Below are 26,944 nucleotides of genomic sequence, written 5' to 3'. Positions count from 1 at the left end.
GGGCCCGACGCACATCGGTGGGGGGGAGGGGCGTTCATAGGGTGCGGAGCATGAGCGCTCCCGTCACCGCCCCCGGTACCGACCTCGCCGCACCCCTGCCCCGCGCGGCCGGACTCGCCCTCGACCTCACCGGCCGCACCGCGCTCGTCACCGGCGCGGCCGGCGGCATCGGACGCGCCTGCGCGCTGCGGCTGGCCGCCGCCGGGGCCCGGGTCAGAGCCGTCGACCGGGCCGCCGAGGGCCTGGAGGCCCTGGCCGGAGAGGCCTCCGGGCTCCCCGGGGAGCTGGAACCGCGCCTCCTCGACCTGACCGACCTGGACGCCGCGGAGACGGCCGCCGCCGGCGCGGACATCCTCGTCAACAACGCCGGGCTCCAGCTCGTCCGCCCCATCGAGGAGTTCCCGCCGGACGTCTTCCACACCGTCCTCACGGTGATGCTGGAGGCCCCGTTCCGCCTTATCCGGGGCGCCCTCCCGCACATGTACGGGCAGGGCTGGGGACGGATCGTGAACATCTCCTCCGTCCACGGGCTGCGCGCCTCCGCCTTCAAGTCCGCCTATGTGGCCGCCAAACACGGTCTGGAGGGCCTGTCCAAGACCGCCGCCCTCGAAGGCGCCCCGCACGGGGTCACCTCCAACTGCGTCAACCCCGGCTACGTCCGCACCCCGCTCGTCGAACGCCAGATCGCCGACCAGGCCGCCGCCCACGGCATCCCGCCCGAGCGGGTCCTCGCGGACGTCCTGCTCAAGGACTCGGCGCTCAAGCGGCTCATCGAGCCCGACGAGGTCGCCGAGGCCGTCCTCTACCTCTGCGCCCCCCAGGCCTCGTTCATCACCGGCACCTCCCTCACCCTCGACGGCGGCTGGACCGCCCACTGAAGGTGCCCCTGTGAAGGTCGTCCACAGGGGTGGTGCGACCACACGTACGGCAGGTATCCCTGTGTCCATGTCCCACGAACACGTCTCCTACCTGGAACTCCTCGCCCGGGGAGCCGCGCCGGAGGCCTACGACCGGCCCGTACTGCTCGCCCGCGCGAGCGGTGCGGGCCCCGAGGCGCTGGCCGAGCTTGAAGAGGCCAAGCAGCTCGCCCTGCGGGTCCGGGCCGAGCTGGAGGGACGGCGGCGGCGCGAGGCGGAGCTGTCCGCGCTCTTCGCCACCGCCCACGACCTCGCGGGACTCCGCGACCTCGACGCCGTCCTGCGCGCCATCGTCCAGCGCGCCCGCTCGCTCCTCGGCACCGAGGTCGCCTACCTCAGCCTCAACGACCCGGCCGCCGGCGACACGTACATGCGGGTCACCGAGGGCTCCGTCTCCGCCCGCTTCCAGCAGGTGCGGCTGGGCATGGGCGAGGGGCTCGGCGGCCTCGTCGCCCAGACCGCCCGCCCGTACGTCACGGACGACTACTTCGGCGACGCGCGCTTCCAGCACACCCGCACCATCGACACGGCGGTACGGGACGAGGGCCTCGTCGCCATCCTCGGGGTGCCGCTCAGCCTCGGCAGCCAGGTCATCGGGGTGCTGTTCGCCGCCGACCGCAGGGCCAGGGTCTTCGAACGCGAGCAGGTCGCGCTGCTCTGCTCCTTCGCCGCGCACGCCGCCGTCGCCATCGACACGGCCAACCTCCTCGCCGAGACCCGCTCGGCCCTCGCGGAGCTGGAGCGGGCCAACGACATCATCCGCGAGCACAGCGGCGTCATCGAGCGGGCCTCCGAGGTCCACGACCGCCTCTCCGAGCTGGTCCTGCACGGCGGCGGCGTCCACGACGTGGCCCGCGCCGTCTCCGAAGTCCTCGGCGGGACCGTCGAGTTCACCGAGGCGGGCGCGGGCACCGCGCGCCGCGCCGGGGGCCACGCGGTCCGCGAGGGGGACGACTGGGTCGCCGCGGTCTCCGCCGGCGGCGAGGCCCTGGGCACCCTCGTCCTGCACGGCCGGCCCGACCTCGACCCCGTCGACCAGCGCACCCTGGAGCGCGCCGCCCTGGTCACCTCCCTGCTGCTGCTCGCCCGCCGCTCGGCGGGCGAGGCCGAGCAGCGGGTACGGGGCGAACTCCTCGACGACCTGCTCGACGCCCCCGACCGGGACCGCCGCCTGCTGCGCGAGCGCGCCGCCCGGCTCCGTACCGACAGCGAGGCCCCGCACGTCGTGCTCGCCGCCCGCGTCGACCGGCCCGCCGGGGACGGCGACACCGACGCCGGCCGCCGCGAGAGTGCCGACCGGCAGCGCCTGTGGTCGGCCGCCTCCCACCTGGCCGCCACCCGCCGAGGGCTGGCCTCCGCGCGCGACGGCGGTACGGTCCTGCTGCTGCCGCTCGGCCCCGGCGAGACCGCCGCCGACCTCGCCCGGCAGACCGCGAAGAGCCTCGGCGGCACCCTGCGCGAAGAGGTCACCGTCGGCGCCTCGGCCCCCGTACGGGCGCCCCTGGACCACCCGGACCGGGTGGCGGTCGCGTACGAGGAGGCCCGCCGCTGCCTCGACGCCCTGCGGCTCCTGCACCGCTCCGGCCAGGGCGCCGCCGCCGAGGACCTGGGCTTCCTCGGCCTGCTGCTCGCCGAAAGACGGGACATCGGCGGCTTCGTCGACCGTACCGTCGGCCAGGTCGTCGCCTACGACCGGCGGCGCGGCACCGAACTGGTCCGCACCCTGGACGCGTACTTCGCGAGCGGCATGAGCCCCGCCCGTACCAAGGACGAACTCCACGTCCACGTCAACACGGTGGCCCAGCGCCTGGAGCGGATCGGCCGGCTCCTCGGCCCCGACTGGCAGTCCCCGGCGCGCGCCCTGGAGATCCAGCTGGCGCTGCGGCTGCACGCCCTCTCGGACGCGGTCGGAGGGAAGTGATGTACGGGAAAGGCCCCGGGCCCCGCTCACGGAGAGCGGGGCCCGGGGCCTTCGTGCGTCCTGCGGATCAGGTGTCGGCGCGGACCCGGGAGTCCTCGGGGGCCCGCTCGGCGACGTCGCCGAGGTCGCTGTCGCGGGTCTCGCGGGCACAGACGATCGCGACGACCGTGAGCAGCGCGGCGGCGATCACGTACAGGGAGATCGGGGTCGAGGTGCCGTGGTCGGCGAGCAGCGCGGTCGCGATGAGCGGGGCGGGGGCGCCGGCGGCGACGGAGGAGAACTGGGCGCCGATGGAGGCGCCGGAATAGCGCATCCGGGTCGCGAACATCTCGGAGAAGAAGGCGGCCTGAGGCGCGTACATCGCCCCGTGCAGGACCAGGCCGACCGTGACGGCGAGCAGCAGGCTGCCGAAGGTGCCCCGGTCGATGAGCGTGAAGAACGGGAACATCCAGGCCCCGACGCCCACCGCGCCGATCAGGTACACCGGCCGGCGCCCGAGCCGGTCGGACAGCGCGCCCCACAGGGGGATCACGGCGAAGTGGACGGCGGAGCCGATGAGGACGGCGTTCAGGGCGGTCTGCTTGGAGAGCCCGACCTGCGTGGTCGCGTACACCAGGATGAACGCGGTGATCACGTAGTACGAGATGTTCTCCGCCATGCGGGCGCCCATCGCGATGAGCACGTCCCGCCAGTGGTGGCGCAGCACCGCCACGAGCGGCATCTTCTCGACCTGTCCGGCGGTCGCCTTGCGCTCCTCGGCGGCGGCGAGCGCGGCCTTGAAGACGGGCGACTCGTCGACGGAGAGCCGGATCCACAGGCCGACGATCACGAGGACGCCGGAGAGCAGGAACGGGATGCGCCAGCCCCAGGAGGCGAAGGCGGCGTCCGAGAGCAGCGCGGTCAGCGCGGAGAGCACGCCGGTGGCGAGCAACTGCCCGGCGGGCGCGCCGGTCTGCGGCCACGAGGCCCAGAACCCGCGCCGTTTCGCGTCCCCGTGCTCGGACACGAGCAGCACGGCCCCGCCCCACTCCCCGCCGAGCGCGAAGCCCTGCACGAGCCGCAGCACGGTCAGCAGCACGGGCGCGGCGGACCCGATGGTCGCGTGCGTCGGCAGCAGCCCGATGGCGAACGTCGCCCCGCCCATCAGGAGCAGGCTGAGCACCAGCAGCTTCTTCCGCCCGAGCCGGTCGCCGTAGTGCCCGAACACCAGCGCCCCGAGCGGCCGCGCGGCGAACCCGACCGCGTACGTCAGGAACGACAGCAGGGTTCCCACCAGCGGATCGGACTCGGGGAAGAACAGCTTGTTGAACACGAGCGCCGCGGCGGACCCGTACAGGAAGAAGTCGTACCACTCGATGGTGGTGCCGATGAGGCTGGCGGCGACGATTCTCTTGAGGGAGTTGGGTGGCGTCGGGGAGGGTGTTGCGGCGGCCATGTGCACCACTTCCAGGCAAGGGCGGGGACGTTTCGGTGTCGCCACACCGTAGGAAGTGGCAGGTCAGGGGCGTATGTGGTGGGACACCATAGTTCAGGCCGACCAAGTGCGCTCGGCCGCCATGAGAGCCCCGGGCGGGCCTTGTGCACATTCACCGAGCCGGTGTTCCTGTCGGCGAGAGGGACCTTGAGGTCACTCGGGCAGATCGGCGCGGTCGCTCCCCCCCGAGCGCGCCCGGCCTCGTCCAGTGGCCGCCGTCGGAGTCACCGGCAGAAGTACGCGAGGCGGCACTTCTGCCGGTGGAACCGCATGGTCCCGCTCCTGTCGGCCGTGTTGGCTGGGGGCACCGGGGGGCGGGCCGGGTCGGGACCGCTCCGTGATCCCGGCCGCCGGACAGTCCTTCCGGTTCTTGGCGCGGTCTCCTGCGCCAAGGGCCGCCTCGCCTCTGGAATCGACATGCGCATAACTGATCACTTCAGCATGGAGTGCTTGGCCAGGGAGTTGCGCGCTGCGATGACGCGAACTCGGTCAGAGGGTGGGGGAGGGGAACACCCGTTGACGCGGTGGCGGCTCTTGCGGGGAGAATTCCTGATCGGTGAGCTCGGTGAGTACGGCTGTGACCAGCCCTTCTCCCTGGCGCGTTTCACCCCGGGGCCGGGCTGGGAGAGCGTGAGGCCGTTGTTCGAAGCGTGGACGGCCTCCGGTGGCCCCGACCCGGACGGGATCAGGCCCGTCGCCCCGGCCGAGCCGTTGCGGGACCTGGGGCTCACACTGGCTCCGGCCGGCGGCCGGCAGCCTCCGTTGCGGCTCTTCAAGGACTGCGTGGTGCGCATCGACGGATCCGAGGCCCGCCTCCGCCGCTACTGAACCTTTCGCTGGTCAGGTGGCGTGACTTCCCGAGGCCCGTGACCGGGGCGTTCCGCCGAACGGGTGCCCCGGCCGGCAGCGGGTCTCCCCGGCCGCCTCCGCCTCACCCCCAGCGTTCGGACAGTTGAGCGAAGAACGCCTCCGGCGTCACCGCGTAGCCTCCCGGGCCGAGCACCGCGACCGGGTCGCCGTCGGCGAGCACGGTCGGCGTCGCCTCGACCCCGGTGCGCTCGAAGGCGGCGGAGACGGTGCGCGCCCAGGGCAGGTAGACACCCTCGGACACCTTGCGCGTGAACGCCTCGGTGGCCAGCCCCGGCACCTCCCCGGCCGGCTTCAGCAGCGTCTCCTCGTCGGCGAAGCCGTCCTCTCCCTCGGGCGGCTGCTCGGCGTAGAGCAGCCTCAGGTAGAGCGCGAACGGCCCGCTCCCCTCGTCCAGCGCCGCCCCCAGCGCGGCCAGGGCGTGCAGCGACCCGCTGCCGCCGGCGTCGTCGAGGAACGTCGCGAAGTGGTACTCCACCCGGAAGCGCCCCGCGTCGGCCGCCTCCCGGATCACCGTGCCCAGCCCGTTCTCCATCCGCTTGCAGTACGGGCAGCGCGGGTCCAGGTACACGCCGAGCACGTGCGCGGCGCCCTCGTCGCCGTAGAGCACGACGGTGTTGCCGGGGCCCGAGGTGTGCGCGGGAACGGGCGTCGCCCCGCCGGAGGTGTCAGAGGTCATGCGGTCAGACTGCGCCCGCCGCGCCGCCCGCGCAAAAGGAGCGCCCCCGGCGAGCGGACGCGCGGCGGCTGCCGTACGGGTCGCGCGCAGGGGTCGTACGCGGGGGGCAAGGGGCTTGGTGTGAGGGGTGGTTGGCCGGGTGGGGAGGGCGTCCGGCGTACGTGGATTCGGACACCGGCCCGGACGTGGTCTCGGACACCGCCCCGGAGCATGTGGCCGAAAACGATGTCCGGATTATTTCCGTTCTTCTCAGAAAAGGCGGGTACGCGAAGCCGCACGACAATCGAACCGGGCGAAGCGGAATTCGATTTTCCGCAGAGAAAGGGGACGTCATGGCCGCACGCATCCTGAGGAAGAACGCCGTTCTCGCCGCGGCACTGGTCTGCGCGGGTGCCACCGCTCTCACCGGCTGCGGGGACGGCGACTCGGACGAGGCCTTCGCCGGGCAGAGCGCCGACGCCATCGCGGCCGAGGCCGTGAAGGCGACCCGTGACGCCGACTCCGTGCGGATCACCGGAACTTCGCGGGCGCAGGGCGCGCCAGCGGCCGTGAAGACGGAGTTCCGGGTCGACGAGAAGGACAACTGTCTCGGCACGCTGTCGATGAACGACGCGAAGGCCGACGTCCGGCAGGCCGGGCAGAACGTCTACGTCCGGGGCAACGAACGGTTCTGGCAGAACGCCCTGCAGGGCCGGCCCGGCACGGACACCGTCGTCGACCGGCTCCAGGGCAAGTGGGTCAAGAGCGAGCCCGGCGACAAGTCCACCCAGGGCATGTGCGACAAGCAGGCGCTCCTGGCCGCCATGGACAGCGACAAGTCCGAACGCGACGGCATGCGGCGCGGTGCCGTCACCGAGGTCGACGGCGAGGACGCCCTGACGCTCACCAAGCAGCAGGCCGACGGCGAGAAGCTGACCCTGTACGTCGCCACCGAGGGCGACCCCTACATCCTCAAGGCCGTCTCCGAGGGCGGCGAGCAGCCCGGCGAGACGCTGTTCAGCGACTACAACGAGAAGGTCGAGGTGGAGCAGCCGCCGGCCGGTGAGGTGGTCGACCCCAAGACCGTCGCCGCGAACGGCTGACCGCGTCCCGCCCCGTGGCGGCGGTCGGGAAGACAAGGCTCCGGTGCGGCGGAAACCCGGGTGCGCGTTCCGCGCGACCGCCCTAGGCTGCGCCCGCGGGCGCGGCGGGGTGCCGTGCCGGCCGTCAGGGGATCGGAGACGTACGGGGTATGACCAGTCGACTGTTCGCGATCTGCTTCTACGCGACCAGGCCGCCGGAGCTGGCGCGGTTCTGGTCCGGGCTCCTGGGCTGGGAGCCGGACGGCGGCCCGGACGACGGCGTCGCGATCCTGCCTCCCGACGCCCGCGGATTCCGCATCCGCTTCCTGCCGGGCCCGCAGCCCGGGCCCGGCAGGAACCGGGCGCACTTCGACCTGACGAGCGACTCCCCGGAACACCAGCGGCGGACGGTGGCCAGGGCGCTGGAGCTCGGCGGGGAACACCTCGACGTGGGCCAACTCCCGGAGGAGGGGCACGTGGTGCTCGCCGATCCGGACGGCAACGAGTTCTGCGTCATCGAGGCGGGCAACAAGTTCCTCGCCGACACCGGCTCCATCGGAGCACTGGCCTGCGACGGCACCCGGGCGGTCGGGTACTTCTGGAGCGAGGCGCTGAGGTGGCCGCTGGTCTGGGACCAGGACGAGGAGACAGCGATCCAGTCGCCGGACGGCGGTACGAAGATCACGTGGGGTGGCCCTCCGGTGGCCCCGAAGACGGGTGTGAACAGGTTGTACTTCGAGCTGGAGCTCCCCGCCGGAGCCGACGGGGAGGCGGAACTCGACCGCTTGGTGTCCCTCGGCGCGACGCGCGCCGAAGAGGGCGACGACGACCGGGTGACGATGCTCGACCCCGACGGCAACGAGTTCTCCGTACGGAGGGCCCGCTAGCGGTTCTCCGCACGAAGGCCCCGTCGGCGGTCCCGCGCCGCCCCGGACCGCGCCGCACGCCCCGGGACCTTTCTCTCGTACTCCCGCCGCACGCTCACGGCCCCAGGTGCACCAGCGCCGCGGCCCTGAGCAGGCCGAGGGGGCCGCGGGCCCTGGCGCTCCGCACGGCCCCGTGCAGGGCGCGCGCCGAGTGTTCCGGGCTCAGCCGTCGGGAGGGCGCCCGCAGCGACCGGTAGAAGGACGTCGCGACCAGCATGGCCGTCTTCTCCTCCACGTCGCCCACCGTGCCGATCACATGGCGGAACCCCGCCGACTGGAACGACGCGGCGATCGTCCACCCGGCGCCGTCACCGCCGGCGTGACCACCGGCGGTGTCACAGGCGGAGAGGTAGGCGAGGGCTCCGTCGGGGACGAAGCCCCGCGGCAGGTGCCGCCGGCCGAGGCCCTCGGAGATGTGCAGCAGGGACGTTCCGGCGTGCCAGCCGGCGTGGCCGCTGTAGTGGAAGAAGGAGTGGTCGGCGAGACGCGCGATGACCTCTCCCACGGTGACGTGGGGCCCTTCCAGGACCTGGGCGTGCGGCACCCGTTCCCGGATCAGCCCGACTTCCTCGCGCGCCCACCGCAACCCCTCGCCGGACAGGACGAGGAGCATGGACTGCACGGCGCCCTCGTCCGCCCGCCGTTCGCGGTGCCGTGCCCGGGCGAGTGCGTGGAGGCTCGGAGTGTACGAGTGGACCGCGTGGTCCATGGCCGACCGCTCGGGGGTGCCCGCGGCGTGCAGGGGCAGCATGGTGAAGGGGCCCGTGGGGCACCACCAGATCCGCGGCAGCGTCTCGTCCTCGGCGCGGACCGCCGGCTCCGGGGGGCCGTCCTGACCCACGGCGGGCCGGTGGTCCGCGGGCCCGGGTGCGTCCCCGGTGGGTCGGTGGTCCGTGGGACCGATTGCCTCCAGGGCGGGCCGGTGGTTCGTGGGCTCGAGCGCGTACAGGGCGGGGCGGTGGTCCGCGAGTCCGAGCGCGTTCAGGACGGGCCACACGGTGCTCGCCCCCAGCCAGCCGAGGACGGCCCAGCCCTCCGACGGGTCCTCCAGGGGGACCGTCCGGAAGCGCTGTACGTGCTCGCGCAGTTCTCCCAGCCGCACGTCCAACGGCAGTACGGTCACGCCCTGGCGCGTCACCAGGAGGGCGTCGCAGCGGCGAGCGGCGGCGTTGAGCACGACGACGGGGCCCTCGCTCGCGACCGAGGCCGGACGGGACGCGGCCTCCGCTGCGAAGGAACCCGAGGGACCGGACACCGCCGGAGCGGCATCGGCGAACCTGGTCGCCCGGCGCCAGGCCTCTTTCCGCAGCGGGTTGGCCTGCGAGACGCGTTCCACGTCGAGATGGAGGTACGCCCACAGCCACCGCACCTCCGCGGCGGGAGCCGACGAGGGCTCCTCCGGCCGGTCCGCGCCGTATTCGGCGAGCATCCTGCCGCGCTGCTCCAGGATGTCCAGCGCCCTCGTCGGCAGGCCCGCGTCGATCGCGTGGGCCGCGGCCTCCCGGCTCAGCCGCTCCCACGAGGTGACGAGCGCCTCGTGCGCCCGGTCGGGCGGCAGGAAACGCAGCGGCGCCAGCTCCCGGGTGGCGCGCTCGTGGACATCGGCCACGATTTCGCCGGCGCCCAGTCGCACGCCGAGTTCGCCGCAGTGGAGCAGCGCCCGGAGCCGCCACAGGGGGTGGACGGCGTCCTCGGCCGCCCGCCGCGCGTCTTCGGCCGCTTCGACCAGCGCGTGGCGCGAGGAGGCGAGGGGGCCGGACGTGAGCCCGGACCGTACCAGGAAGAGGGACGACAGGGCGGCTTCCCGGAGCGTCGGATCGACCGTCTCCGACGACCGCACCGCCCGCTCCCACAGGTCGACCAGTTCGACCAGGTCCACGGCTCCCGGGGCGTCGGCCGGTATCTCCAGCAATGCGGAGACGATCCCGGCCGTGGGATACCAGGCCGGTCGGTGTGCGGTGAGAAACCGGGGCCTCCCGGTGTTCCCGGTCTCGGAGTTCTCCACGATCTCCAGGAGGCCCTGGACGGCCTCTCGGAGCGTCTCGGGGCTCCCGGACGCGACGTGGGCCAGCAGCAGGCACTCGCCGATCAGGGACTGTGCCTCCTGTCGGCGGGCCAGGGCCGGTTCACGGCTCCAGCCCTCGGAGAGGACGACCCGGCAGGCTTCGCGCGCGGCCTCCAGCTCGTCGGCCCGGCCGCTCCGCCGGTAGCCGTCCACCAGGCAGCGGGCGAGGTCGTGGTGCGCGGCCCCGTGCCAGGGCGACGACACGGGCAGGGACCCCGCGACGTCCCGCAGGACGGCGACGGCCTCGTCGAGGGCTTCCGGCTCGTGCGTCAGGGCGAACCGCAGACGGAGCACGTCCGCCAGCAGCAGGCGCGGGGGCGTCGACTGGAGCTCGTTGTCCGGCGAGGCGAGGGAGACGGCCCAGCGCGCGCGCTCCAGGGCCTCCTCGAAGGCCTCGCGCACGCCGTACGTCCGGAACCGGGCCAGGGAGGACCGGGCCAGCAGGAGTTCCCTCTCGACCCGGACGTCCCTCGGCTCGGCGGCCGACTCCCCGGTCCGGACGAGGCGATCGGCGTGGCGGAGGGCCCCCGGGGCCCCCGTCGCCTCGTGGTGGGAGAGGAGGAGGCGGGCCAGCGGCAGTGCGCAGGACGCCTCCTCCTCGGGGCGGCCGACGATCGTGTCGGCCAGGATCATCGCGCCGCGCAGGAGGTCGTCGCGGAGGGTCGTCTCGTAGAGGACCGCGTAGGTGGACAGCAGCTCGGCGACGACCCGCCGGTGGCCGGGTTCCTCCTCCGTGCCCGTCGGGCGGACGGGGACCGGAGTCAGCGTCTCCAGGGCCCGGAAGAGCGAACCGACGTCGCCGGTGTACGAGAACAGGCCGCGCAGAGCGCCCCCGCGGACGGCGCGGGCGGCCGGGTCCGCCTCGTGGCCGGGCAGGTCCAGCAGCTGCCCGCTGACGCGCATCGCCCGTTCGAGCGAACGCCGGTGGCCGAGACGCAGTCCGTGCGCCAGGTACACCTCGCCGACGAGGTGCCCCAGGCCGAGGAGCTCCTGCGGCAGGAGACCGTCTTCCGCCACCCGGTCGCCGATCCGTACCGCCGCGTGCAGCGCGATCGTGTCGTCCTCCGAACGGAACAGTCCGAGCAGGTCCTCCAGGACGCCGCCCACCCGCGCGACGGTCTCCGGCCCCGGCTCCGCGTCGCCGAGTTCCCGGAGCACGCTGTCCACCCTGGCCCAGACGCCCCTCGGCACGGACGGTGCGGACACCGGCTCGACCCGGTAGACCGCCCCCGCGCCCGTGCGCAGTTCCACCCGTCCGCCGCCCACCTCGATCCGTACGACCGCGTTCCGGTCCACCCGTACCGTCCGCGTCCCGGAGTCCGTGACGACCTCGACCAGGCGGGGGTCGGTGGCCGGGACGAGGACCGCCGCCGCGTGCCGTCCCCGCACCTGTCCCAGCGTCAGCGCGGTCCCCTCGCGCAGCACTCCGAGCCGGACCTCGCCGACGGAGCCGGTGATGGGGGCGATGTCGGCGAGGTCCAGGTGCGGGGGCTGCCCCGCGTCGAACGCCGGGACGTGCGGCCGGGAGGCGTGGGCGAGGCGCCACGCGGTGGTGATCGACCGGGCCTCGTCCGGCAGGCGGTGCCACGCCTCGGCGAACCAGCCCGCCAGACCGGACCGCTCCTCCCGGACCAGCGCGTGCAGGGCGCGGTCGAGCTGCCGGTCGGCGGCCTCCAGGTCCCCGGTCAGGGTGTGCCAGGTGACCCGTTCCTCCAGCAGCAGCGCCGGTGACAGACCGCGGTGGTGGGCCTCCACGACGTCGAAGACCTCGCCGAGCGCCGGATCGGACCGCAGCCGCTCGACCAGACCGGCGCGCAGGTGCGGCAGGCACTCGGGGAGCAGCGCGACGGCCTCCGGGGACCGGGCGCCCACCCAGGAGCTGAACCACAGGTCGGCCTCGGCCCCGGCGTCCAGCCACGGCAGGAAGCGGAGCCGGACGGCACGGATCAGCTCGGGTTCGACGCGGGTGGCGAAGCTGAGCAGTTCGGCCAGTTCCCGCGCGCCTTCCGGCGGCGCGGGCGGCAGGTGGTCGGGGAGGCCGCTCATGCACGCCTCCTTCCGACGTGCCCGGGCCGGGTGGTCCGGTCCCAGCCGACCAGCGGCAGCGTCCTCGGCATCCACGCCGCCCAGCGGCGGGCGGGGTACGGCGACAGGACGACGGCCTCGCATCCGGCCCGGCGCACCGCGCACGCGAAGTCCGTCCACTCCTCGCGGGTGCCCCGGCGGCGGTGCCCGGGCGGGCCGCCCAGACCCAGGTCGGAGAGGACCAGCACGGGCCGGCCCGCCCGGGGCGGCCGGTAGGCGGTCCGGGTCCAGCGCGGCCCGGGGCCCGTCCCGCGCTGCGGGGCGTCGGAGAAGTACCCCGCTTCGACCAGTTCCTCACCGACCACGGCGCGGACGCGCCTCAGCAGTTCGTCCTGGTCCCGGCGGAACGGCTGCATTCCGGCGCCCCGGTCGACCAGCACCTGGACGCCGTACCGGAGCGTGGGCACGGGGAGGCGCGGCAGGGACGTGACGGGGCGCTCGTGGGCCAGCGTGTCGATCAGGGCGGGGATGTCCACGGGCCCCTCGGGCACCGGCCGGGAGAGCAGGGCGCGGACGATGGCACCGGTCCACTGCGGGACGAGCAGGGGCTGGTGGGGGAGCGGGAGGCGCACGCCGGTCGGCCTGGCCAGCGGTTCCACCGCCTCCCGCGGCACGGCGTCCCCCTCGCGGCCGGGCCCGTGCGGAACGGGCCGCAGCAGCGGCAGCTCCGCCAGTACGTCCACGGGCTCGGCCGGCTCCTCGGGCACGGGCGGGGCGATCGGCTCGTCGTCGGCCCGGGGGTCCGGCTCGTGGGACGGCCGGGGGAAGGGATCGTCCGACGGGGGCGACGGCTCCCGGGACGGCGGGGCGTCGTCCACGGGTACGGAGCGCGGGGCGAAGCCCAGCAGTCCCGCGATCCGCACCCGCTCCTCCTCCGTGCCCGCCGCCTCCAGGGCGCGGACCACGTCACCGAGCCAGATCTCCCCGCGCACCGGTCACCGCCCGGCTTCCGCCGGCTTGGCCAGCGTCAGACTGCGGAGCAGGAGCCAGCGCGGATCGCCCGGGGTGATGCCCAGCGTCAGGCAGGCCCGCAGCGCGTCCAGGTACTCGGCGGTGCTGGGCCGCCGCTGGTGGCCGAGGCCGGCGGTCTCGCGCGCCCTCATCAGTTCGTCGGCGAGCGCGACGACGAGCTCGTGGACGGAGTCCGAGATCTTCCGTTTCTCGTGCCGCAGGTGCAGACGGGCGATGCGGACCAGCCCCTCGTGGGTGGGGCCGGGCAGGGTGAAGGTGACGCAGCGCCGTACGAACGCCTGCGGCAGGTCCCGTTCGCCGTTGGTGGTGATGACGATCAGCGGCGGTCCGGCGTCCGCCTCGCGCCGTACCAGCGTGCCGGTCTCCCCGACGGTGAACTCGTGCGAGGCGAGCGGCACGAGGAGGCTGTTGGGCAGGTCGGGATCCGCCTTGTCGATCTCGTCGATCAGGACGACGGCGCCGCTCGGACGCTCCTCGCGGTGGAGGAAGCGCTCCGAGGGGTCCCGGTGGTGGGCCGGGGAGAGCAGACCGCCCCGGCTGCGCGCCGACTCGGGGGCGAGGGCCCACCACAGGGCGCCGGGGACGACGTAGTCGCCGTCGTTCAGCCGGCCGCGGTGCGCCTGCGCGTCGGCCAGCCTGCGCACGCTGTCGAAGGTCCAGAGCAGATCGGTCGCCCGGGTCCGGGAGGTGATCACGTGCTCGTAGTAGCGCATGCCGTTCCGGCGGGCGTGGTACGGGGCGAGGGACGACTTGCCCGAGCCGGGATCGCCGCTCAGCAGCAGCGGCCGGTCGGTGGCCAGGGCGACCTCGACGGCCGTCCGGAGGTCGTCCGACATGTCGTACACCAGGCCGTCCCGGGGATCGGGTCCCTGCACGGTCTGCTCTGCCACGGGGGCTCCTAGTACGTTCCGGTGAGGCGGCGGGGCAGTTTGACGAGCTTCTTCTTGCGCAGCCGGGCCGTCTGCTCCTCGGCCACGGTGAGGAGCGGCTCCAGGAGCACCGCGTTGTCGAAGCGGTCCCGGACCGGCTGGGCGGGGACGGAGTTACCGGTCGTCACGAGGACGATCAGCCAGGAGAACAGTCCGTGCAGGAGGCCGACGGCGTCGGCGAAGTCCCCGTCGGGCCGGCGTTCGTCGATGAGCAGGTAGTGCTTCCGCTCGTGGAGGTCGTCGGGCAGCCAGCGGTCGTCCTCGTCCTCGGCGTCGAAGAACAGCTGCCACACCGCGTCCTCCCAGGAGCGCACCCGCTCGCCGACCCGGTCCTCCCCCAGCGGGAGGGCCCCGGTCGACTGCACCTCGTAGCCCCGGTGGGCGCCGCACGTCGCCCGCCGGACGTAGTCCTCGGCGGTCTCGGGGAAGTGGGCGTTGAGCAGGAGCGTCATCGCGTGCGGCGGTCCGCCCGGCGGAGGCAGCACGTTCCTGGCCGCCTCCTCGTGCACCCAGGTGGCGGTCAGCGAGCCGACGAGCCGCGAGATCGTCTGGTCGGACAGCGCGGGGGCGAGGATGTCGAGGGCCCGTTCCATGCGCGCGGGGGGCGCGACCAGGAACTGGTGCGCCAGGAAGAGGCAGCCCTCGTGCCCCGTGGTGATGGCGGGCAGGTGGTGGTCCTCGATCTCCAGCGCCTTCGCGGCCTCGGCCAGGAGCCGCGGGTCCGTACGGGCCTCTTTGAGGTAGAGGCCGATCCGGGCGAGCCAGCCGCGCATCGGATCGTCGCCCACCGCCGCGGACGGCAGCTCGGAGAACCGCCGCAGCACCTTCCCGGCGACCTCGAGGGCGTCGTGTTCCGCGCCCGCCGGAGTCCGGGCGAACTGCACCGGCCCCAGCTCCTCCAGCCCGGCGTCCTTGACGGCGCGGGTCCCGAGGCCTTCCAGCAGCACGGGTATCACGAGCAGCGGGGCGCCGAGGGCCCTGCGCCACATCAGGATGTTGACCTCGCGCCGTACCCAGGTCGACTTCAGGGCCTTCTCGTTGAGCAGGACGACGGCCGCGTCGCAGCGTGCCAGCCAGTCGACGACCTCGGCCCGCCACTCCTCGCCGGGAGGGATGTCCGACTGGTCGACGAGCGGTCTGTGCCCCTTGGCCTCCAGTTCTTCCACGACCTTCCGCAGGACGTTCATGGCGGACGCGTCGCCCCGGGCACTATGGCTGATGAAGACTTCCCCCACACCGGTGATTGTGATCCATTGCCGGACACCGGGTGGGGGGTTTCACAAACCCGCGTCGAATTCCGGCTTGGCGACCGTGATGCGCCAGCGGCGCAGTTCCTCGGTGAGGGTCGACTCGGTGCGTACGACCAAGGTCCGGAAGGAACGCAGGAGTTCGGGGCCCTCGGGCTGTCCGAGCAGGCGGCGCAGGGCGTTCTCGTGGCCGAGCAGCTCCAGCCGGGTCTCCCGGTAGGAGACCGCCAGACGCTGTCCGGCGAGCAGGTTCTGCACGGCCAGCACCGAGTTGCACAGCGGGGGCAGGCCGGCGGCGAGGACCGCGATCAGCGCCGTGGCGGTGGGCGGCCGGTGCCCGTCGGGCACGGCGGCGAGCAGCACGGCGTACGAGACGGCGACCCCGACGGCCGCCAGGACCACGCCCTTGACGGTCCGGCCGAGCACGCCCTCCGAGCGCTCGCACTTCTCGGCGGCCAGCTCCATGAACAGCCGCTGGCGTCTGATGCGGTGGTCCAGGTAGGTGCGCATCCGGTCGCCGAGGTCGCCGAGGGCCGGGACGGCGGGGTCGTCGGCCCGGCGCCACACCTCGTCCCGCCAGTCCCGCTCCCCGCCGTCCGGATCCTGGTCGGTGAGGTGCGCGAACCGGTCGAGCGCGGACGGACCGGCGTCGGCGAGCAGGCCGATCCGGGCGTCCCGCACCAGTTCGGCCTCCTGGTCGGTACGGCCCAGATAGGGCCCGACGCCCGCCAGGAGCAGGAACATCTCCCGGCGGAAGAGCTCGGCCCTGACCCGGCTGGTGACCCAGGGCCGGGACGGCTGCTGCTCCGTCCACACCGTCCACACCAGCGAGCCGAGCAGCAGGCACTCGGCGAGCACGAACCCGATGCCGAGGCCGCCGCCGTGCTCCGGGAGGACGGTGTGCGCGGTGAGGAAGAGGACCGCCAGCAGGGGCAGGACGGCGAGCCGGACGCCGGTGGCCCGGTAGCGCCCCTGGTGGTCCACCGGGGCGTCGCCCGACGGGCGCCGCAGGACGTTCGGATAGTCGATCGGCGCGCGCACGCCGGCGGCGGGGGCCCAGGCCGCCCGCCGCTCCCGGCTGTTCCGGCGCCGCCGCCGGTGCGCCCACCCGCGTCCGATCAGGTAACCGTGGTGGAGGAGGACGAGCAGCCACACCGCCCCGACCACCGGCAGCGCCACCACCATCACCGGCGCCCGGCCGACGGCGGCCACCCAGGCCCATCCGGCCAGCACGGCGCTCGCACCGCCGACGATCCCCACCCGTACCGCAGCTCGCATGCTTCCTCCCCCGGCGCGACTCTACGACGCGGAGGGAGGCGTCGCGGGGGCATCGGGGAAGTCGGGGGACACCGCGTGCCGCGCGCCGGGGGCTCTTGGCAGCGGCGCCGGGGAGTTCCTCTCAGCGGCGCCGGGGGGCGACCGTGCGCCGAGGGGGTCTTCTCAGCGGCGCCGGGAGTGCCGGTGCCAGGTGAGGCCGCCCGGGAGGCGTACCGACGCGCTGCGGCCGCCCCGGCTGTGGAAGGCGACGTGGGCCCGGCGCGGGCCGAGGCTCAGCGACCAGCCGTGCGTGCCGATGTTCAGGCGGAGCAGCTTCGGGACGAGCGTGATCTGCTTGCGGTAATGAATCGACATGTCGGCCTCCTCGACGCCATGGTGCGCCCCGCGTACGCCGGGACTGTCACGGTCGCCCCACCATCGTGTCACCGTCGGCGTGCCCTCCCGAGGCCTTCGGGTCGCCGGGCCCGCTCGTAGGAGTGAACGGCTCCTCCGCGCCGGCCGTCACGTACCGGAAAACGGGAACAGGCGTCCTACGGCTCCGAGCGTCCGGTGATCGCCGTGCGATCGGTTTCTCGTGCCCGGCCGTCGTCCCGCGTCCCCGCCGGGCGACCGGCGCCGGGTCCACCGTTCCGACCCCGAACCGAAAGCGACCGCACATGAGCGACACCAAGCCCCTCGCCCTCGTCACCGGCGCCTCCAGCGGCATCGGCCTCGAACTGGCCGAGCAGCTGGCCGAACGCGGCTACGACCTCGTCGTCAACGCCGAGGACGACGCCCGGCTCCAGCGGGCGGCCCTGCGGATCCGGGCGGCCGGGGCGCGGGTGGAGGCGGTCCGGGCCGACCTGCGCGACCCCGAGCAGACCGAACGCCTCTTCGCCGGGGCCACCGCCCTCGGCCGGCCGCTCGACGTCGTCGTCCTGAACGCCGGTGTCGGACGGGGCGGGGCGTTCGTCGACAACGACCTGGCGGACGAGCTGGAGGTCGTCGACCTCAACGTCCGCTCCACCGTGCACCTGGCCAAGCTCGTCCTCCGCGACATGACCGCCCGCGACGCGGGCCGCGTCCTCGTCACCTCGTCCATCGCCTCCACGATGCCCGGCTCCTTCCAGGCCGTGTACAACGCGTCCAAGTCGTTCCTGCAGTCCTTCACCGAAGCCCTGCAGAACGAACTCAAGGACACCGGCGTCACCCTGACCTCCCTGATGCCCGGCCCGACCGAGACCGACTTCTTCCGCCGCGCCGGAATGGACGACACCAAGGTCGGACAGCAGGACAAGGACGACCCCGCCCAGGTCGCGCGCCAGGGCCTCGACGCCCTCTTCGCCGGCAAGGACAAGATCGTCGCGGGCTCCGCCAGGACCAAGGCGCAGGCCGCCGCCAACAAGCTGCTGCCCGACAGCCTGAAGGCGGAGGCGCACCGGAGGATGGCCGAACCCGGCTCCGGCGACGAGGAGTAGGAGCAGCCGGTTCGGACGGACCGTCCCCTCCCGTCCCGGGCGCCGCCGGCCGGACCGGCCGTGGACGAACGGCCGAAGGGAGGTTTCCCGTCCCTTTTCCGGTGTTACGCGTACAGAGCGGCGACCGCCGACCAGACGACCCGAACCCCCGGAGGCACCCGTGACCACCACGGTGAAGGACATGCTCGACACGTTTCCCGCCGACCTCGGCGGGGTGGACCGCGAGAAGCTCGTCCGCTGCATCGAGGCGTGTCTCGCCTGTGCGCAGGCGTGTACCGCCTGCGCGGACGCCTGTCTGTCCGAGGAGATGGTCGGCGAGCTGACGACGTGCATCCGCACCGACGCCGACTGCGCCGACGTCTGCGCCGCCACCGCGGCCGTGCTCTCCCGCCGTACCGGCGACGACACCCGCGTCACCCGCGCGGTCCTGGAGGCCTGCGCCACCGTCTGCGGGGTCTGCGCCGGGGAGTGCGAGCGCCACGCCGACCGGCACGACCACTGCCGCGTGTGCGCCGAGGCCTGCCGCCGCTGCGAGCGGGCGTGCAACGACCTGATCGCCTCCCTGGCCTGAACAGGCCGAACGGCCGCCACCGAGCGGGCCGACAGGCCGAGCGATCCGCACCGAGCGAAGGGGACGACGTGTCCGTACAGGAGGACGGCCCGGTCCTGGTGGCCGACGCGGGATCGTCGAGTCTGCGCCTGACCGTGTTCGGCGGCGACGGCGAGGTCCTCGCCGAGCACCACGACGACGCCCCGCCGGGCGAGGACGCCCCGGACGCCTTGCGGCGACTCCTCGACGAGGCGCCCGCTCCGGCGGCCGTCGGACACCGCATCGTCCACGGCGGGCCGGAACTGCGCGACCACATCCCGGTCGACGACGACGTACGCGCCCGGCTCGACAAGGCGGCCGACCTCGCGCCGCTGCACGTCCCGCCGGCCCTCACGGTCCTGGACGCGGCCCGGGAGCTGCTGCCCGACGTCCCGCACGTCGCCTGCTTCGACACCGTCTTCCACCGCGACCTGCCCGCCGCCGCGCGGGAGTACGCGGTGCCCGCCGCGTGGCGGGAGGAGTACGGACTGCGCCGCTACGGCTTCCACGGACTGTCCTACGCCTGGGCGCTGGACCGGGCGGCCGACCTCCTCGGCCGCCCTCCCGAGCGGCTCCGCCTGGTGATCGCGCACCTCGGCGGCGGCTGCTCCGCCTGCGCCGTGCGGGACGGCCGTAGCGTCGACACGACCATGGGGTTCACCCCGCTGGAGGGCCTGGTGATGAGCCACCGCAGCGGCAGCGTCGACCCCGGCGCCCTGACGTGGCTGCAGACCCGGCACGGCCTGACGGCCGACGCCGTCGAGGAGGCGCTGAACCACGAGTCCGGGCTGCTCGCCCTCTCCGGCACCTCGGACGACACCCGCGACCTCGTCCGCGACCGGGCGGCGGGGGACGAGCGGGCCGCGCTCGCCCTGGACGTCTTCACCCACCACTGCCGTCGTGGCATCGCCGCCGTGGCCGCGTCCCTGGACCGGCTCGACGCCCTGGTCCTCACCGGCGAGATCGGCGAGGACCAGCCCGAGGTGCGCGAGGAGGTGTGCGCCGGGCTGTCCGTGCTCGGCCTCACCGGCGGGCTGCGGCCGCTCGTCGCCGAACGCCCCGAGATCGTCAGCGGGCCCGGCGCGCGGGTCCCGGTCCTCGTCGTGCCCACGGGGGAGGCCCGGCAGGTCGACCGCGAGACCCGGGCCGTCCTGGCCCGCCGCTGAGCGGGGTCGGCCCTGGCGCTTCGGAGGCGGTCCGCCGGAGGAAAGCAGCTGTCAGCGCCGGGCGCGCCGCCGGGCGATGAGCAGGCCCAGGGCGATCCCGGCGAGCAGGGTGACCGCCAGGACGGTCCACAGGGGGAGCGTGACCTCGGGGACCCACATGCGGATGGTGACGGAGCCGGTGTTGGCGGCGATGAACCAGATGGCCAGGGCCGCGAGCACGACGAACCCGATGGTGCGCAGCCGGACGTCCCGCCCCTTGACCGTCACGCTCGACGGCGGGTGTTCTTTCGCCGTTTTGTCTGCCATGCGTTAAGTATCAGGTGGTTTGCCCGGGTGGGCCATCCGGGCCCGGTGAGGACACCGCCGCCGGCCCCGGGGCGGTACGCGACCCCACTCCGAGGAGCGGTCCGCGATCCCGCCCTCAGGGCGACACGCGGTCCCGCAGGGCGGTCTGCCAGGCCGGTGAGGGAGGGGTGGGCTCGGCCTCGGGGCGGCGGCCGCCCTGGGCGAAGAAGTCGACCAGGGGCAGCAGGGCCGCCCCGACGGTGACGGCCTCGGGGCCGAGGGTGCCCAGGCCGATCCCGGTGCGGCTGGCCGGGTACCGCAGCGCGTACTCCCGGGCGTAGCCGGTCACGGTCTCCAGGAAGCGGGTGCCGAGCTGGAGGCCGGCCCAGCCGCCGACGAGGATGCGCTCGGGCTGGAAGAGGTTGATCAGGTCGGCGAAGCCCGCGCCGAGGTATTCGGCGGTCTCCTCCAGGACGGCGAGGGCGGTGGCGTCGGGCGGGGTTCCGGCCTCGGCCGGGTAGGCGGCGGTGAGCATTGCCGTCAGGGCCGTCTCCTCGTCCGCACCCTCCGGGGGCCGCCCGCCCGCCTCCCGCCAGCGCTCCAGGAGCGCTTCCGCGCCCGCGTACGCCTCCAGGCAGCCCTGCGAGCCGCAGCGGCAGCGCCGGCCCCGTACCCGTACCGTCAAGTGCCCCCATTCGAGGGCCCGTCCGGGCCCCATGGGGTCGGTGACGACGCAGGCGCCGACGCCGGAGCCGAAGAGGACGACGACGGCGCTGCGCGCGCCCCTGCCCGCGCCGAACCACATCTCGGCCTGGCCGAGGGTCTTGGCGCCGTTGTCGATCCAGTACGGCACCGAGGCGGGCAGCTCCACGTGCTCGCGCAGCAGGCGCTCCAGCGGGACGGCGTTCCAGCCGACGGTCTGGCCGTGCACGACGGCGCCGTCCTCGGGGGTGCGGGCCACGATCCCGGGCACGCCGACCCCGACGCCGAGCAGGCGCTCGGCGGGCACGTCGGCGGTCCGCAGCACCTCCGCGACGCCCTCCCGCAGGTGCGCCACGACGAGATCGACGTCGTACCGCGCGGTGCGCGGACCGGAGCTCGCCAACGGGCGCTCGGTGCGGGCGAGTTCGGTGAGGGCGAGGTCGAAGAGCTCGATCCTGATCCGGGTCTCGCCGATGTCGACGCCGATCATGAACCCGCTGCCGGGCGTGATGCGCACGAGGGTGCGGGGGCGCCCGCCGGCCGAGTCGACGCTGCCCGCCTCCTCGACCAGGCCCTCCGCGACGAGTTCGGCGACCACGTTGCTGACCGAGCCGGAGCTGAGTCCGGTCGCGGGGCCGAGCGCGAGCCGGCTCATCGGTCCGTCGAAGTACAGCCTGCGCAGAACGGCGGTGCGGTTCTCGCGCCGCAGGTCACGCACCGTGCGGCCACTTCTCGCGTGCACTCTGGTCCCCGTCTCTCATGTCGTTCGTTTCAACATACCCGCAGTACAGGCCTTGACGCGACCTTCTCATGGGGTTTAACTCACATCCTAAATTAAGCCGATGCAGCGGAGAGCGGTCCAGGGGCTCCCCGCATCGGCCCTCCCCTCGTCCCCGAAAGGGCCCAGGAGCCATGCGCAGAATCAGAGCCGCTGTCACCGGTGCCGTCACGCTCTCCCTCGTCCTCACCGCCACCGCCTGCGGCGGGGGAGAAGACAGCGGGTCGTCCCCGAAGACCCTCACCTACTGGGCCTCGAACCAGGGCGCCAGCCTGGAGGTCGACAAGAAGGTCCTCCAGCCCGAACTCGACCAGTTCGAGAAGGAGACCGGCATCAAGGTCAAGCTGGAGGTGATCCCGTGGTCCGACCTGCTCAACCGGATCCTCACCGCGACCACCTCCGGCCAGGGCCCCGACGTCCTCAACATCGGCAACACCTGGAGCGCCTCCCTGCAGTCCACCGGGGCCCTCCTGCCCTGGGACGCGAAGAACTTCGGGGCCATCGGCGGCAAGGACCGCTTCGTGGACTCCGCGCTCGGCTCCACCGGCGCCCCCGGCCAGGACCCGGCCGCCGTCCCGCTCTACTCCATGGCCTACGCGCTCTACTACAACAAGCAGCTCTTCAAGGAGGCGGGCATAGCCAAGCCGCCGACCACCTGGGACGAGGTGGCCGAGGCCGGCAAGAAGCTCGGCGCGAAGGGCAAGAACGGCATCGGCGTCGAGGGCTCCAACCTCTCCAACAACATCCACCAGGTCTTCGTCCTCGCCAAGCAGCACGGGGCCGACTTCTTCACCGCCGACGGCAAGCCCGACTTCACCTCCGACGGCGCCGTCGCCGCCGTCAAGCAGTACGTCGACCTCATGGCCGCCCAGAAGATCGCGGCCCCCGGCAACGCCGAGTACGCCCAGAACCAGTCCCTCAGCGACTTCGCCAAGAACAAGACCGGCATGGTCCTGTGGCAGACCCCGTCGCAGACCTTCTCCGCCCAGGGCATGGGCCCCGACGAGTGGGGCGTCGCCCCCGCCCCGGTCCCGTCCGGCAAGCCCGGCACGGGCAAGCAGACCAACTCCATGGTCGCCGGCATCAACCTCGCCGTCTTCAAGAACACCAAGAACCTCGACGGCGCGCTGAAGTTCGTGAAGTACATGACGAGCGACGAGGAGCAGATCGCCCTCAACAAGGCGTACGGCTCGGTCCCGCCGGTCAAGAGCGCCCAGCAGGACGCCGCGTTCTCCGACCCCTCGCTCGCCGTCATCCGCGACACCCTCGCCACCAGCGCCGCCGCCCTGCCGCAGGTCCCCGAGGAGTCCCAGTTCGAGACCGTCGTCGGCACCGCCGTCAAGGAGCTGTTCGCCGACGCCGCCGCCGGCCGGCCGGTCACCACGGAGTCCGTCAAGGCCAAGCTCGAAAAGGCCCAGCAGCAGATGCCCAAGAAGTAGGCCGCCCCACCATGACCAGAACCGCCGTCGCTCAGCCCCCTGAGCAGGCGGTGCGCAAGGCCGCACCCGGAGAGGCGCGCACCCCGCGCCGCTCCGGGCGCCGCCGCATCGCACTGCCGTACCTGCTGCTCCTGCCCGCCCTGCTCCTCGAACTGCTCGTCCACCTCGTGCCGATGCTCATGGGCATCACCATGAGCTTCCGCGAGCTCACCCAGTTCTACATCCGGAACTGGTCCGAGGCGCCCTGGTCGGCGTTCGACAACTACAGCGTCGCCATCGACTTCGACGCCCCCGTCGGACAGGCGCTCCTCAAGTCCTTCCTGACGACCTGCATGTTCACCGTCCTGTCCGTCGGACTGTGCTGGCTCCTGGGGACGGCCGCCGCCGTCTTCCTCCAGGAGAACTTCCGCGGCCGGGGCTTCCTGCGGACCCTGTTCCTCGTCCCGTACGCCCTGCCGGTCTACGCGGCCGTCATCACCTGGGCGTTCATGTTCCAGCGCGACAACGGCATGATCAACCACGTCCTGCACGACCAGCTAGGCATCGGCGACAGCCCCGCCTTCTGGCTCATCGGCGACAACAGCTTCTGGGCCCTGCTCATCGTCTCCGTCTGGAAGGGCTGGCCCTTCGCCTTCCTCACCGTCATGGCGGGACTCCAGAACATCCCCCGGGACATGTACGAGGCCGCCGCCCTCGACGGCGCCGGCATGTGGAAGCAGATCCGGCACATCACCCTGCCGTCCCTGCGCTCCGTCAACCAGGTCCTCGTCCTCGTCCTGTTCCTGTGGACGTTCAACGACTTCAACACGCCGTTCGTGCTCTTCGGCAAGGCGGCCCCCGAAGCCGCCGACCTGATCTCGCTCCACATCTACCAGTCGTCCTTCCAGACGTGGAACTTCGGCACCGGCTCGGCCATGTCCGTGCTGCTGCTGCTCTTCCTCCTCGTCGTCACGGGCGTCTACCTCCTGCTCACCACCCGCGGAAGGAAGACCTCCGATGTCTGAGCACGCGGCCCGCCGCACGGTTCCCCGGTCGCCCATGGCGGCACCCCGCTCGTTCCTGTGGACCCGGCGGATCTTCCTCACCCTGCTCACCGGCTTCGTGGTGCTGCCGGTGTACGTGATGGTCTCCAGCTCCCTGAAGCCCCTCGAGGACGTCTCGGGGAAGTTCGAGTGGTTCCCCTCCGGGCTCACGCTCCGGCCCTACTTCGACATCTGGGAGACCGTCCCGCTCGCCGACTACTTCGTGAACTCGATCGTCGTCGCGGGCGCGGCCACGGTCTTCTCGGTGATCGTCGCGATCTTCGCCGCGTACGCCGTCAGCCGCTACTCCTTCCGCGGCAAGCGGGTCTTCACGGTGACGGTCCTGTCGACGCAGATGTTCCCCGGCATCCTCTTCCTGCTGCCGCTCTTCCTCATCTACGTCAACCTCGGCAACGCCACCGGCATCGCGCTCTTCGGCTCGCGCGAGGGTCTGATCCTCACCTATCTGACCTTCTCGCTGCCGTTCTCCATCTGGATGCTGACCGGCTACTTCGACTCGATTCCGCGCGAGCTGGACGAGGCGGCCAAGGTGGACGGCTGCGGGCCGGTCAAGGCGCTGTTCCGCGTGATCATCCCGGCCGCGAGGCCCGGCATCGTCGCCGTCGCCATCTACGCCTTCATGACGGCCTGGGGCGAGGTCCTCTTCGCCTCGGTCATGACCACCGACAGCACCCGCACCCTCGCCGTCGGCCTCCAGGGCTACTCCACCCTGAACGACGTCTACTGGAACCAGGTGATGGCCGCCTCCCTCGTGGTGAGCCTCCCCGTCGTCGTCGGGTTCCTGCTCCTCCAGCGCTACCTCGTCGCCGGCCTCACCGCGGGTGCGGTCAAGTGACGTCCCTCTCCACACCGACCACGAAGAGGTTCCCCGTGTCCGAATCCACCGGTTCCCGCCCCGCGCTCGACCTGGAGGCCTTCCCGCCCTCCTTCGCCTGGGGCACGGCGACCTCCGCCTACCAGATCGAGGGCGCGGTCGCCGAGGACGGACGGGCCCCCTCCATCTGGGACACCTTCTCCCGGGTCCCCGGCGCGATCGACAACGGCGACCACGGCGACACCGCCTGCGACCACTACCACCGCTGGCGCGAGGACATCGCCCTGATGAAGGAGCTGGGCACCGACACCTACCGGCTCTCCGTCGCCTGGCCCCGCGTCGTCCCCGGCGGCGACGGACCCGTCAACAAGGCCGGGCTCGACTTCTACGACCGGCTCGTCGACGGCCTCCTCGACGCCGGCGTCACCCCCTCCGTCACCCTCTACCACTGGGACCTGCCGCAGGCCCTCCAGGACCGCGGCGGCTGGACCGTCCGCGAGACCGCCGAGCACCTCGCCGCCTACACCACCGCCGTCGCCGAGCGCCTCGGCGACCGCGTCACCCGCTGGGCCACCCTCAACGAACCGCTCTGCTCCGGCTGGATCGGCCACCTGGAGGGCCGGATGGCCCCGGGCCTCACCGACCTCACGGCCGCCGTCCGCGCCTCGTACCACCTGCTGCTCGGCCACGGCCTCGCCACCCAGGCGCTGCGCGCCGCCGCCCCCGGCGCCCGGATCGGCCTGGTCACCAACCACTCCACCGTCGCGCCCGCCTCCGACCGGCCCGAGGACCTCGCCGCCGCCGCCCGCATGGACGGTCACACCAACCGCTGGTGGCTCGACCCGGTGTACGGCCGCGGCTTCCCCACCGACATGCGCGAGCTGTACGGGGTCGAACTCCCCGAGAAGCCGGGCGACGCGGAGCTGATCGCCGCCCCGCTCGACTGGCACGGCCTCAACTACTACTTCCCGGTCACCGTCGCCGACGACCCCGAGGGACCCGTCCCGTACGCCCGCGAGGTGCGCCTGCCCGACGTGCCCCGCAGCGGCATGGACTGGCAGATCGACGCCGGCGGCCTCGAAGCCCTCCTGCTGCGCCTCACCGAGGACTACGGCGTGCGCGAGCTGTACGTCACCGAGAACGGCTCCGCCTTCCCCGACGCCGTCGGCCCCGACGGCTCCGTCCACGACCCGGAGCGCACCGGCTACCTGGAACAGCACCTCGCGGCCTGCGCCCGCGCCGTCCGCAAGGGTGTCCCGCTCGCCGGGTACTACGCCTGGTCCCTCCTCGACAACTTCGAGTGGGCCTACGGCTACGACAAGCGCTTCGGCCTGGTCCACGTCGACTACGCCACGCAGAAGCGGACCGTGAAGACGAGCGGCCGCCGGTACGCGGACATCATCCGCGCCCACCGGGAGACGACCGCCGGCTGACCGGGCACCGCCGTACGCCTCCGGAAGGCCCTCCCGTCAGGACCGGGGAGGGCCTTCCGGGAGGTTGTCAGCCCGCCGTCGGACCCTGCCCGCCGTCGCGGCGGACCGTTCCGAGCGGGACGCAGTTGTCCGGGTCCTCGGCGCGTCCTCCCTCGCACAGCCGGGCCCGTGACAGGTCGGCCCCCTCCGGCACCAGCTGCCAGGCGCGGGTCCAGTACGGGGTGTCCGCCGCCAGGTCGCCGAACTGCCGGGGGACGCCGGGGCCGAACTCCGGGGAGTGCATGTCCTCCTCGGTGAAGTAGGCGGTCCCGTCATCCATGCCGCCGCAGCCGACCTGGCTGTCGGCTTCCTGGGCGGTCTTGCAGCCGTCGTACCGGACCACCCAGTACGCGTTGGGGTGCGGCGCCTTGAGGGGGCGGCCGGGAGTGCCGGCGACCTTCAGTACGAGCTGGACGTATGTCAGGTCCTTCGGCGCCGGGGACTCCGGGGCGTCGGGGCTGACGAAGGCGTCCACGATCCGCACCGTGTGCGGATAGGGTCCCTGCTCCACGGACAGCACCGGACCGCGCCCCTCGAGCGAGGCGTCCGAGGACGAGGGCGAGGGCGACGGGCTCGCCGTGGCAGGGGTCCCGGACGTGGCCGACGGGCCCGGTGCGGGCCGGTCCGCCTGCGGCTGCCCTCCGCACGCGACCAGAAGACCCCCGCACGCCAGCACCAGACCGCCCTGTACCCATCGGGCCGGACGCGTGCGTCCACTGTTCCTCATCGATCCCCCTGCCGACTGCGACGGAGCCGTGCTCCGGCCGCCCTTCCGATC

General features: G+C 73.2%; 23 protein-coding genes. 12 read left to right on the top strand and 11 right to left on the bottom strand.

The window, feature by feature from the left end; genetic code table 11:
* The first annotated feature begins 50 nt into the window (after positions 1-50).
* Positions 51-878, top strand: coding sequence for a 3-hydroxybutyrate dehydrogenase (locus CP977_RS04505; RefSeq protein WP_062757779.1), 828 nt, complete (start codon positions 51-53; stop codon positions 876-878).
* A gap of 67 nt (positions 879-945) precedes the next feature.
* Positions 946-2,838, top strand: a complete 1,893-nt coding sequence (locus CP977_RS04500) for a helix-turn-helix domain-containing protein (RefSeq protein WP_109186494.1) — start codon at positions 946-948, stop codon at positions 2,836-2,838.
* Between the two features lie 67 nt (positions 2,839-2,905).
* Here CP977_RS04500 and CP977_RS04495 read toward each other — a convergent pair whose 3' ends face one another.
* On the bottom strand, positions 2,906-4,273 hold the full coding sequence (locus CP977_RS04495) for an MFS transporter (RefSeq protein WP_152369652.1): 1,368 nt from the start codon (positions 4,271-4,273) through the stop codon (positions 2,906-2,908).
* Between the two features lie 678 nt (positions 4,274-4,951).
* Here CP977_RS04495 and CP977_RS34730 point away from each other — a divergent pair.
* Complete coding sequence (locus CP977_RS34730; RefSeq protein WP_229991538.1) at positions 4,952-5,140, top strand: hypothetical protein; 189 nt, start codon at positions 4,952-4,954, stop codon at positions 5,138-5,140.
* Between the two features lie 103 nt (positions 5,141-5,243).
* On the opposite strand, the gene CP977_RS04485 is transcribed toward CP977_RS34730, so the two are convergent.
* Entirely contained in the window at positions 5,244-5,858 is a 615-nt protein-coding gene (locus CP977_RS04485) for a thioredoxin domain-containing protein (RefSeq protein ID WP_109186492.1), read from the bottom strand.
* A 332-nt stretch (positions 5,859-6,190) separates the two neighbouring features.
* Here CP977_RS04485 and CP977_RS04480 point away from each other — a divergent pair, with 332 nt between their 5' ends.
* Both CP977_RS04480 and CP977_RS04475 read left to right on the top strand, forming a co-directional pair.
* Positions 6,191-6,940, top strand: a complete 750-nt coding sequence (locus tag CP977_RS04480) for a hypothetical protein (protein WP_152369651.1) — start codon at positions 6,191-6,193, stop codon at positions 6,938-6,940.
* Between the two features lie 149 nt (positions 6,941-7,089).
* The gene (locus CP977_RS04475) at positions 7,090-7,806 is read left to right on the top strand and encodes a VOC family protein (protein WP_062757729.1); all 717 of its coding nucleotides are present in this window, start codon (positions 7,090-7,092) and stop codon (positions 7,804-7,806) included.
* 94 nt (positions 7,807-7,900) lie between these two features.
* On the opposite strand, the gene CP977_RS04470 is transcribed toward CP977_RS04475, so the two are convergent.
* The 6 genes from CP977_RS04470 to CP977_RS04445 form a co-directional block, all read right to left on the bottom strand.
* Positions 7,901-11,956 carry a CHAT domain-containing protein gene (locus tag CP977_RS04470; RefSeq protein ID WP_152369650.1) on the bottom strand — a complete coding sequence of 1,352 codons (4,056 nt, stop codon included), beginning with the start codon at positions 11,954-11,956 and terminating at the stop codon, positions 7,901-7,903.
* Positions 11,953-12,927 (bottom strand): hypothetical protein, encoded by a 975-nt coding sequence (locus tag CP977_RS04465; protein ID WP_109186489.1) that lies wholly within the window; start codon positions 12,925-12,927, stop codon positions 11,953-11,955. The genes CP977_RS04470 and CP977_RS04465 overlap by 4 nt, the downstream gene beginning before the upstream one ends.
* Before the next feature lie 3 nt (positions 12,928-12,930).
* The gene (locus tag CP977_RS04460) at positions 12,931-13,857 is read right to left on the bottom strand and encodes an AAA family ATPase (RefSeq protein WP_062757723.1); all 927 of its coding nucleotides are present in this window, start codon (positions 13,855-13,857) and stop codon (positions 12,931-12,933) included.
* 8 nt (positions 13,858-13,865) lie between these two features.
* The gene (locus tag CP977_RS04455; RefSeq protein WP_063915225.1) at positions 13,866-15,131 is read right to left on the bottom strand and encodes a toll/interleukin-1 receptor domain-containing protein; all 1,266 of its coding nucleotides are present in this window, start codon (positions 15,129-15,131) and stop codon (positions 13,866-13,868) included.
* Positions 15,132-15,173: 42 nt separating this feature from the next.
* Positions 15,174-16,421 (bottom strand): hypothetical protein, encoded by a 1,248-nt coding sequence (locus CP977_RS04450; RefSeq protein WP_152369649.1) that lies wholly within the window; start codon positions 16,419-16,421, stop codon positions 15,174-15,176.
* 162 nt (positions 16,422-16,583) lie between these two features.
* Positions 16,584-16,775, bottom strand: a complete 192-nt coding sequence (locus CP977_RS04445; protein WP_062757716.1) for a DUF4236 domain-containing protein — start codon at positions 16,773-16,775, stop codon at positions 16,584-16,586.
* A gap of 302 nt (positions 16,776-17,077) precedes the next feature.
* Here CP977_RS04445 and CP977_RS04440 point away from each other — a divergent pair, with 302 nt between their 5' ends.
* From CP977_RS04440 to CP977_RS04430, 3 genes are all read left to right on the top strand, one after another.
* Entirely contained in the window at positions 17,078-17,878 is an 801-nt protein-coding gene (locus tag CP977_RS04440; RefSeq protein WP_109186487.1) for an SDR family NAD(P)-dependent oxidoreductase, read from the top strand.
* 160 nt (positions 17,879-18,038) lie between these two features.
* Positions 18,039-18,449: a four-helix bundle copper-binding protein gene (locus tag CP977_RS04435; protein ID WP_062757712.1), complete on the top strand. Its 411-nt coding sequence runs from the start codon at positions 18,039-18,041 to the stop codon at positions 18,447-18,449.
* A 68-nt stretch (positions 18,450-18,517) separates the two neighbouring features.
* A complete protein-coding gene (locus tag CP977_RS04430) occupies positions 18,518-19,633 on the top strand; it encodes an acetate/propionate family kinase (RefSeq protein ID WP_152369648.1) in 1,116 nt (371 codons plus the stop codon).
* Between the two features lie 51 nt (positions 19,634-19,684).
* Here CP977_RS04430 and CP977_RS04425 read toward each other — a convergent pair whose 3' ends face one another.
* Positions 19,685-19,939, bottom strand: a complete 255-nt coding sequence (locus tag CP977_RS04425) for a lipopolysaccharide assembly protein LapA domain-containing protein (protein WP_062757707.1) — start codon at positions 19,937-19,939, stop codon at positions 19,685-19,687.
* Between the two features lie 115 nt (positions 19,940-20,054).
* On the bottom strand, positions 20,055-21,362 hold the full coding sequence (locus tag CP977_RS04420) for an ROK family transcriptional regulator (RefSeq protein ID WP_152369647.1): 1,308 nt from the start codon (positions 21,360-21,362) through the stop codon (positions 20,055-20,057).
* A 170-nt stretch (positions 21,363-21,532) separates the two neighbouring features.
* Here CP977_RS04420 and CP977_RS04415 point away from each other — a divergent pair, with 170 nt between their 5' ends.
* Genes CP977_RS04415 through CP977_RS04400 form a run of 4 tightly spaced genes read left to right on the top strand, consistent with a single transcriptional unit; the run spans position 21,533 to position 26,127 of the window.
* Positions 21,533-22,837 carry an extracellular solute-binding protein gene (locus tag CP977_RS04415; protein WP_109186483.1) on the top strand — a complete coding sequence of 435 codons (1,305 nt, stop codon included), beginning with the start codon at positions 21,533-21,535 and terminating at the stop codon, positions 22,835-22,837.
* An 11-nt stretch (positions 22,838-22,848) separates the two neighbouring features.
* Positions 22,849-23,841 (top strand): carbohydrate ABC transporter permease, encoded by a 993-nt coding sequence (locus tag CP977_RS04410; RefSeq protein WP_062757700.1) that lies wholly within the window; start codon positions 22,849-22,851, stop codon positions 23,839-23,841.
* Between the two features lie 34 nt (positions 23,842-23,875).
* A complete protein-coding gene (locus CP977_RS04405; protein WP_062759209.1) occupies positions 23,876-24,715 on the top strand; it encodes a carbohydrate ABC transporter permease in 840 nt (279 codons plus the stop codon).
* 35 nt (positions 24,716-24,750) lie between these two features.
* Positions 24,751-26,127: a GH1 family beta-glucosidase gene (locus CP977_RS04400; protein ID WP_152369646.1), complete on the top strand. Its 1,377-nt coding sequence runs from the start codon at positions 24,751-24,753 to the stop codon at positions 26,125-26,127.
* A gap of 67 nt (positions 26,128-26,194) precedes the next feature.
* On the opposite strand, the gene CP977_RS04395 is transcribed toward CP977_RS04400, so the two are convergent.
* Positions 26,195-26,677 carry a hypothetical protein gene (locus CP977_RS04395; RefSeq protein WP_152369645.1) on the bottom strand — a complete coding sequence of 161 codons (483 nt, stop codon included), beginning with the start codon at positions 26,675-26,677 and terminating at the stop codon, positions 26,195-26,197.
* Between the last annotated feature and the right edge of the window lie 267 nt (positions 26,678-26,944).

The sequence above is a fragment of the Streptomyces cinereoruber genome (assembly GCF_009299385.1).
Classification (GTDB): Bacteria; Actinomycetota; Actinomycetes; order Streptomycetales; family Streptomycetaceae; genus Streptomyces; species Streptomyces bikiniensis.
The sequence above is the reverse complement of the archived record's forward strand: the minus strand, read 5'-3'. Positions and strand labels throughout refer to the sequence as shown.

Excerpts from the sequence above, each read along its gene's own strand:
- CP977_RS04505 (WP_062757779.1), top strand. The coding sequence starts at position 51 with ATGAGCGCTCCCGTCACCGCCCCCGGTACCGACCTCGCCGCACCCCTG.
- CP977_RS04500 (WP_109186494.1), top strand. The coding sequence starts at position 946 with ATGTCCCACGAACACGTCTCCTACCTGGAACTCCTCGCCCGGGGAGCC.
- CP977_RS04495 (WP_152369652.1), bottom strand. The coding sequence starts at position 4,273 with ATGGCCGCCGCAACACCCTCCCCGACGCCACCCAACTCCCTCAAGAGA.
- CP977_RS04485 (WP_109186492.1), bottom strand. The coding sequence starts at position 5,858 with ATGACCTCTGACACCTCCGGCGGGGCGACGCCCGTTCCCGCGCACACC.
- CP977_RS04480 (WP_152369651.1), top strand. The coding sequence starts at position 6,191 with ATGGCCGCACGCATCCTGAGGAAGAACGCCGTTCTCGCCGCGGCACTG.
- CP977_RS04475 (WP_062757729.1), top strand. The coding sequence starts at position 7,090 with ATGACCAGTCGACTGTTCGCGATCTGCTTCTACGCGACCAGGCCGCCG.
- CP977_RS04470 (WP_152369650.1), bottom strand. The coding sequence starts at position 11,956 with ATGAGCGGCCTCCCCGACCACCTGCCGCCCGCGCCGCCGGAAGGCGCG.
- CP977_RS04450 (WP_152369649.1), bottom strand. The coding sequence starts at position 16,421 with ATGCGAGCTGCGGTACGGGTGGGGATCGTCGGCGGTGCGAGCGCCGTG.
- CP977_RS04445 (WP_062757716.1), bottom strand. The coding sequence starts at position 16,775 with ATGTCGATTCATTACCGCAAGCAGATCACGCTCGTCCCGAAGCTGCTC.
- CP977_RS04440 (WP_109186487.1), top strand. The coding sequence starts at position 17,078 with ATGAGCGACACCAAGCCCCTCGCCCTCGTCACCGGCGCCTCCAGCGGC.
- CP977_RS04425 (WP_062757707.1), bottom strand. The coding sequence starts at position 19,939 with ATGGCAGACAAAACGGCGAAAGAACACCCGCCGTCGAGCGTGACGGTC.
- CP977_RS04415 (WP_109186483.1), top strand. The coding sequence starts at position 21,533 with ATGCGCAGAATCAGAGCCGCTGTCACCGGTGCCGTCACGCTCTCCCTC.
- CP977_RS04410 (WP_062757700.1), top strand. The coding sequence starts at position 22,849 with ATGACCAGAACCGCCGTCGCTCAGCCCCCTGAGCAGGCGGTGCGCAAG.
- CP977_RS04405 (WP_062759209.1), top strand. The coding sequence starts at position 23,876 with ATGGCGGCACCCCGCTCGTTCCTGTGGACCCGGCGGATCTTCCTCACC.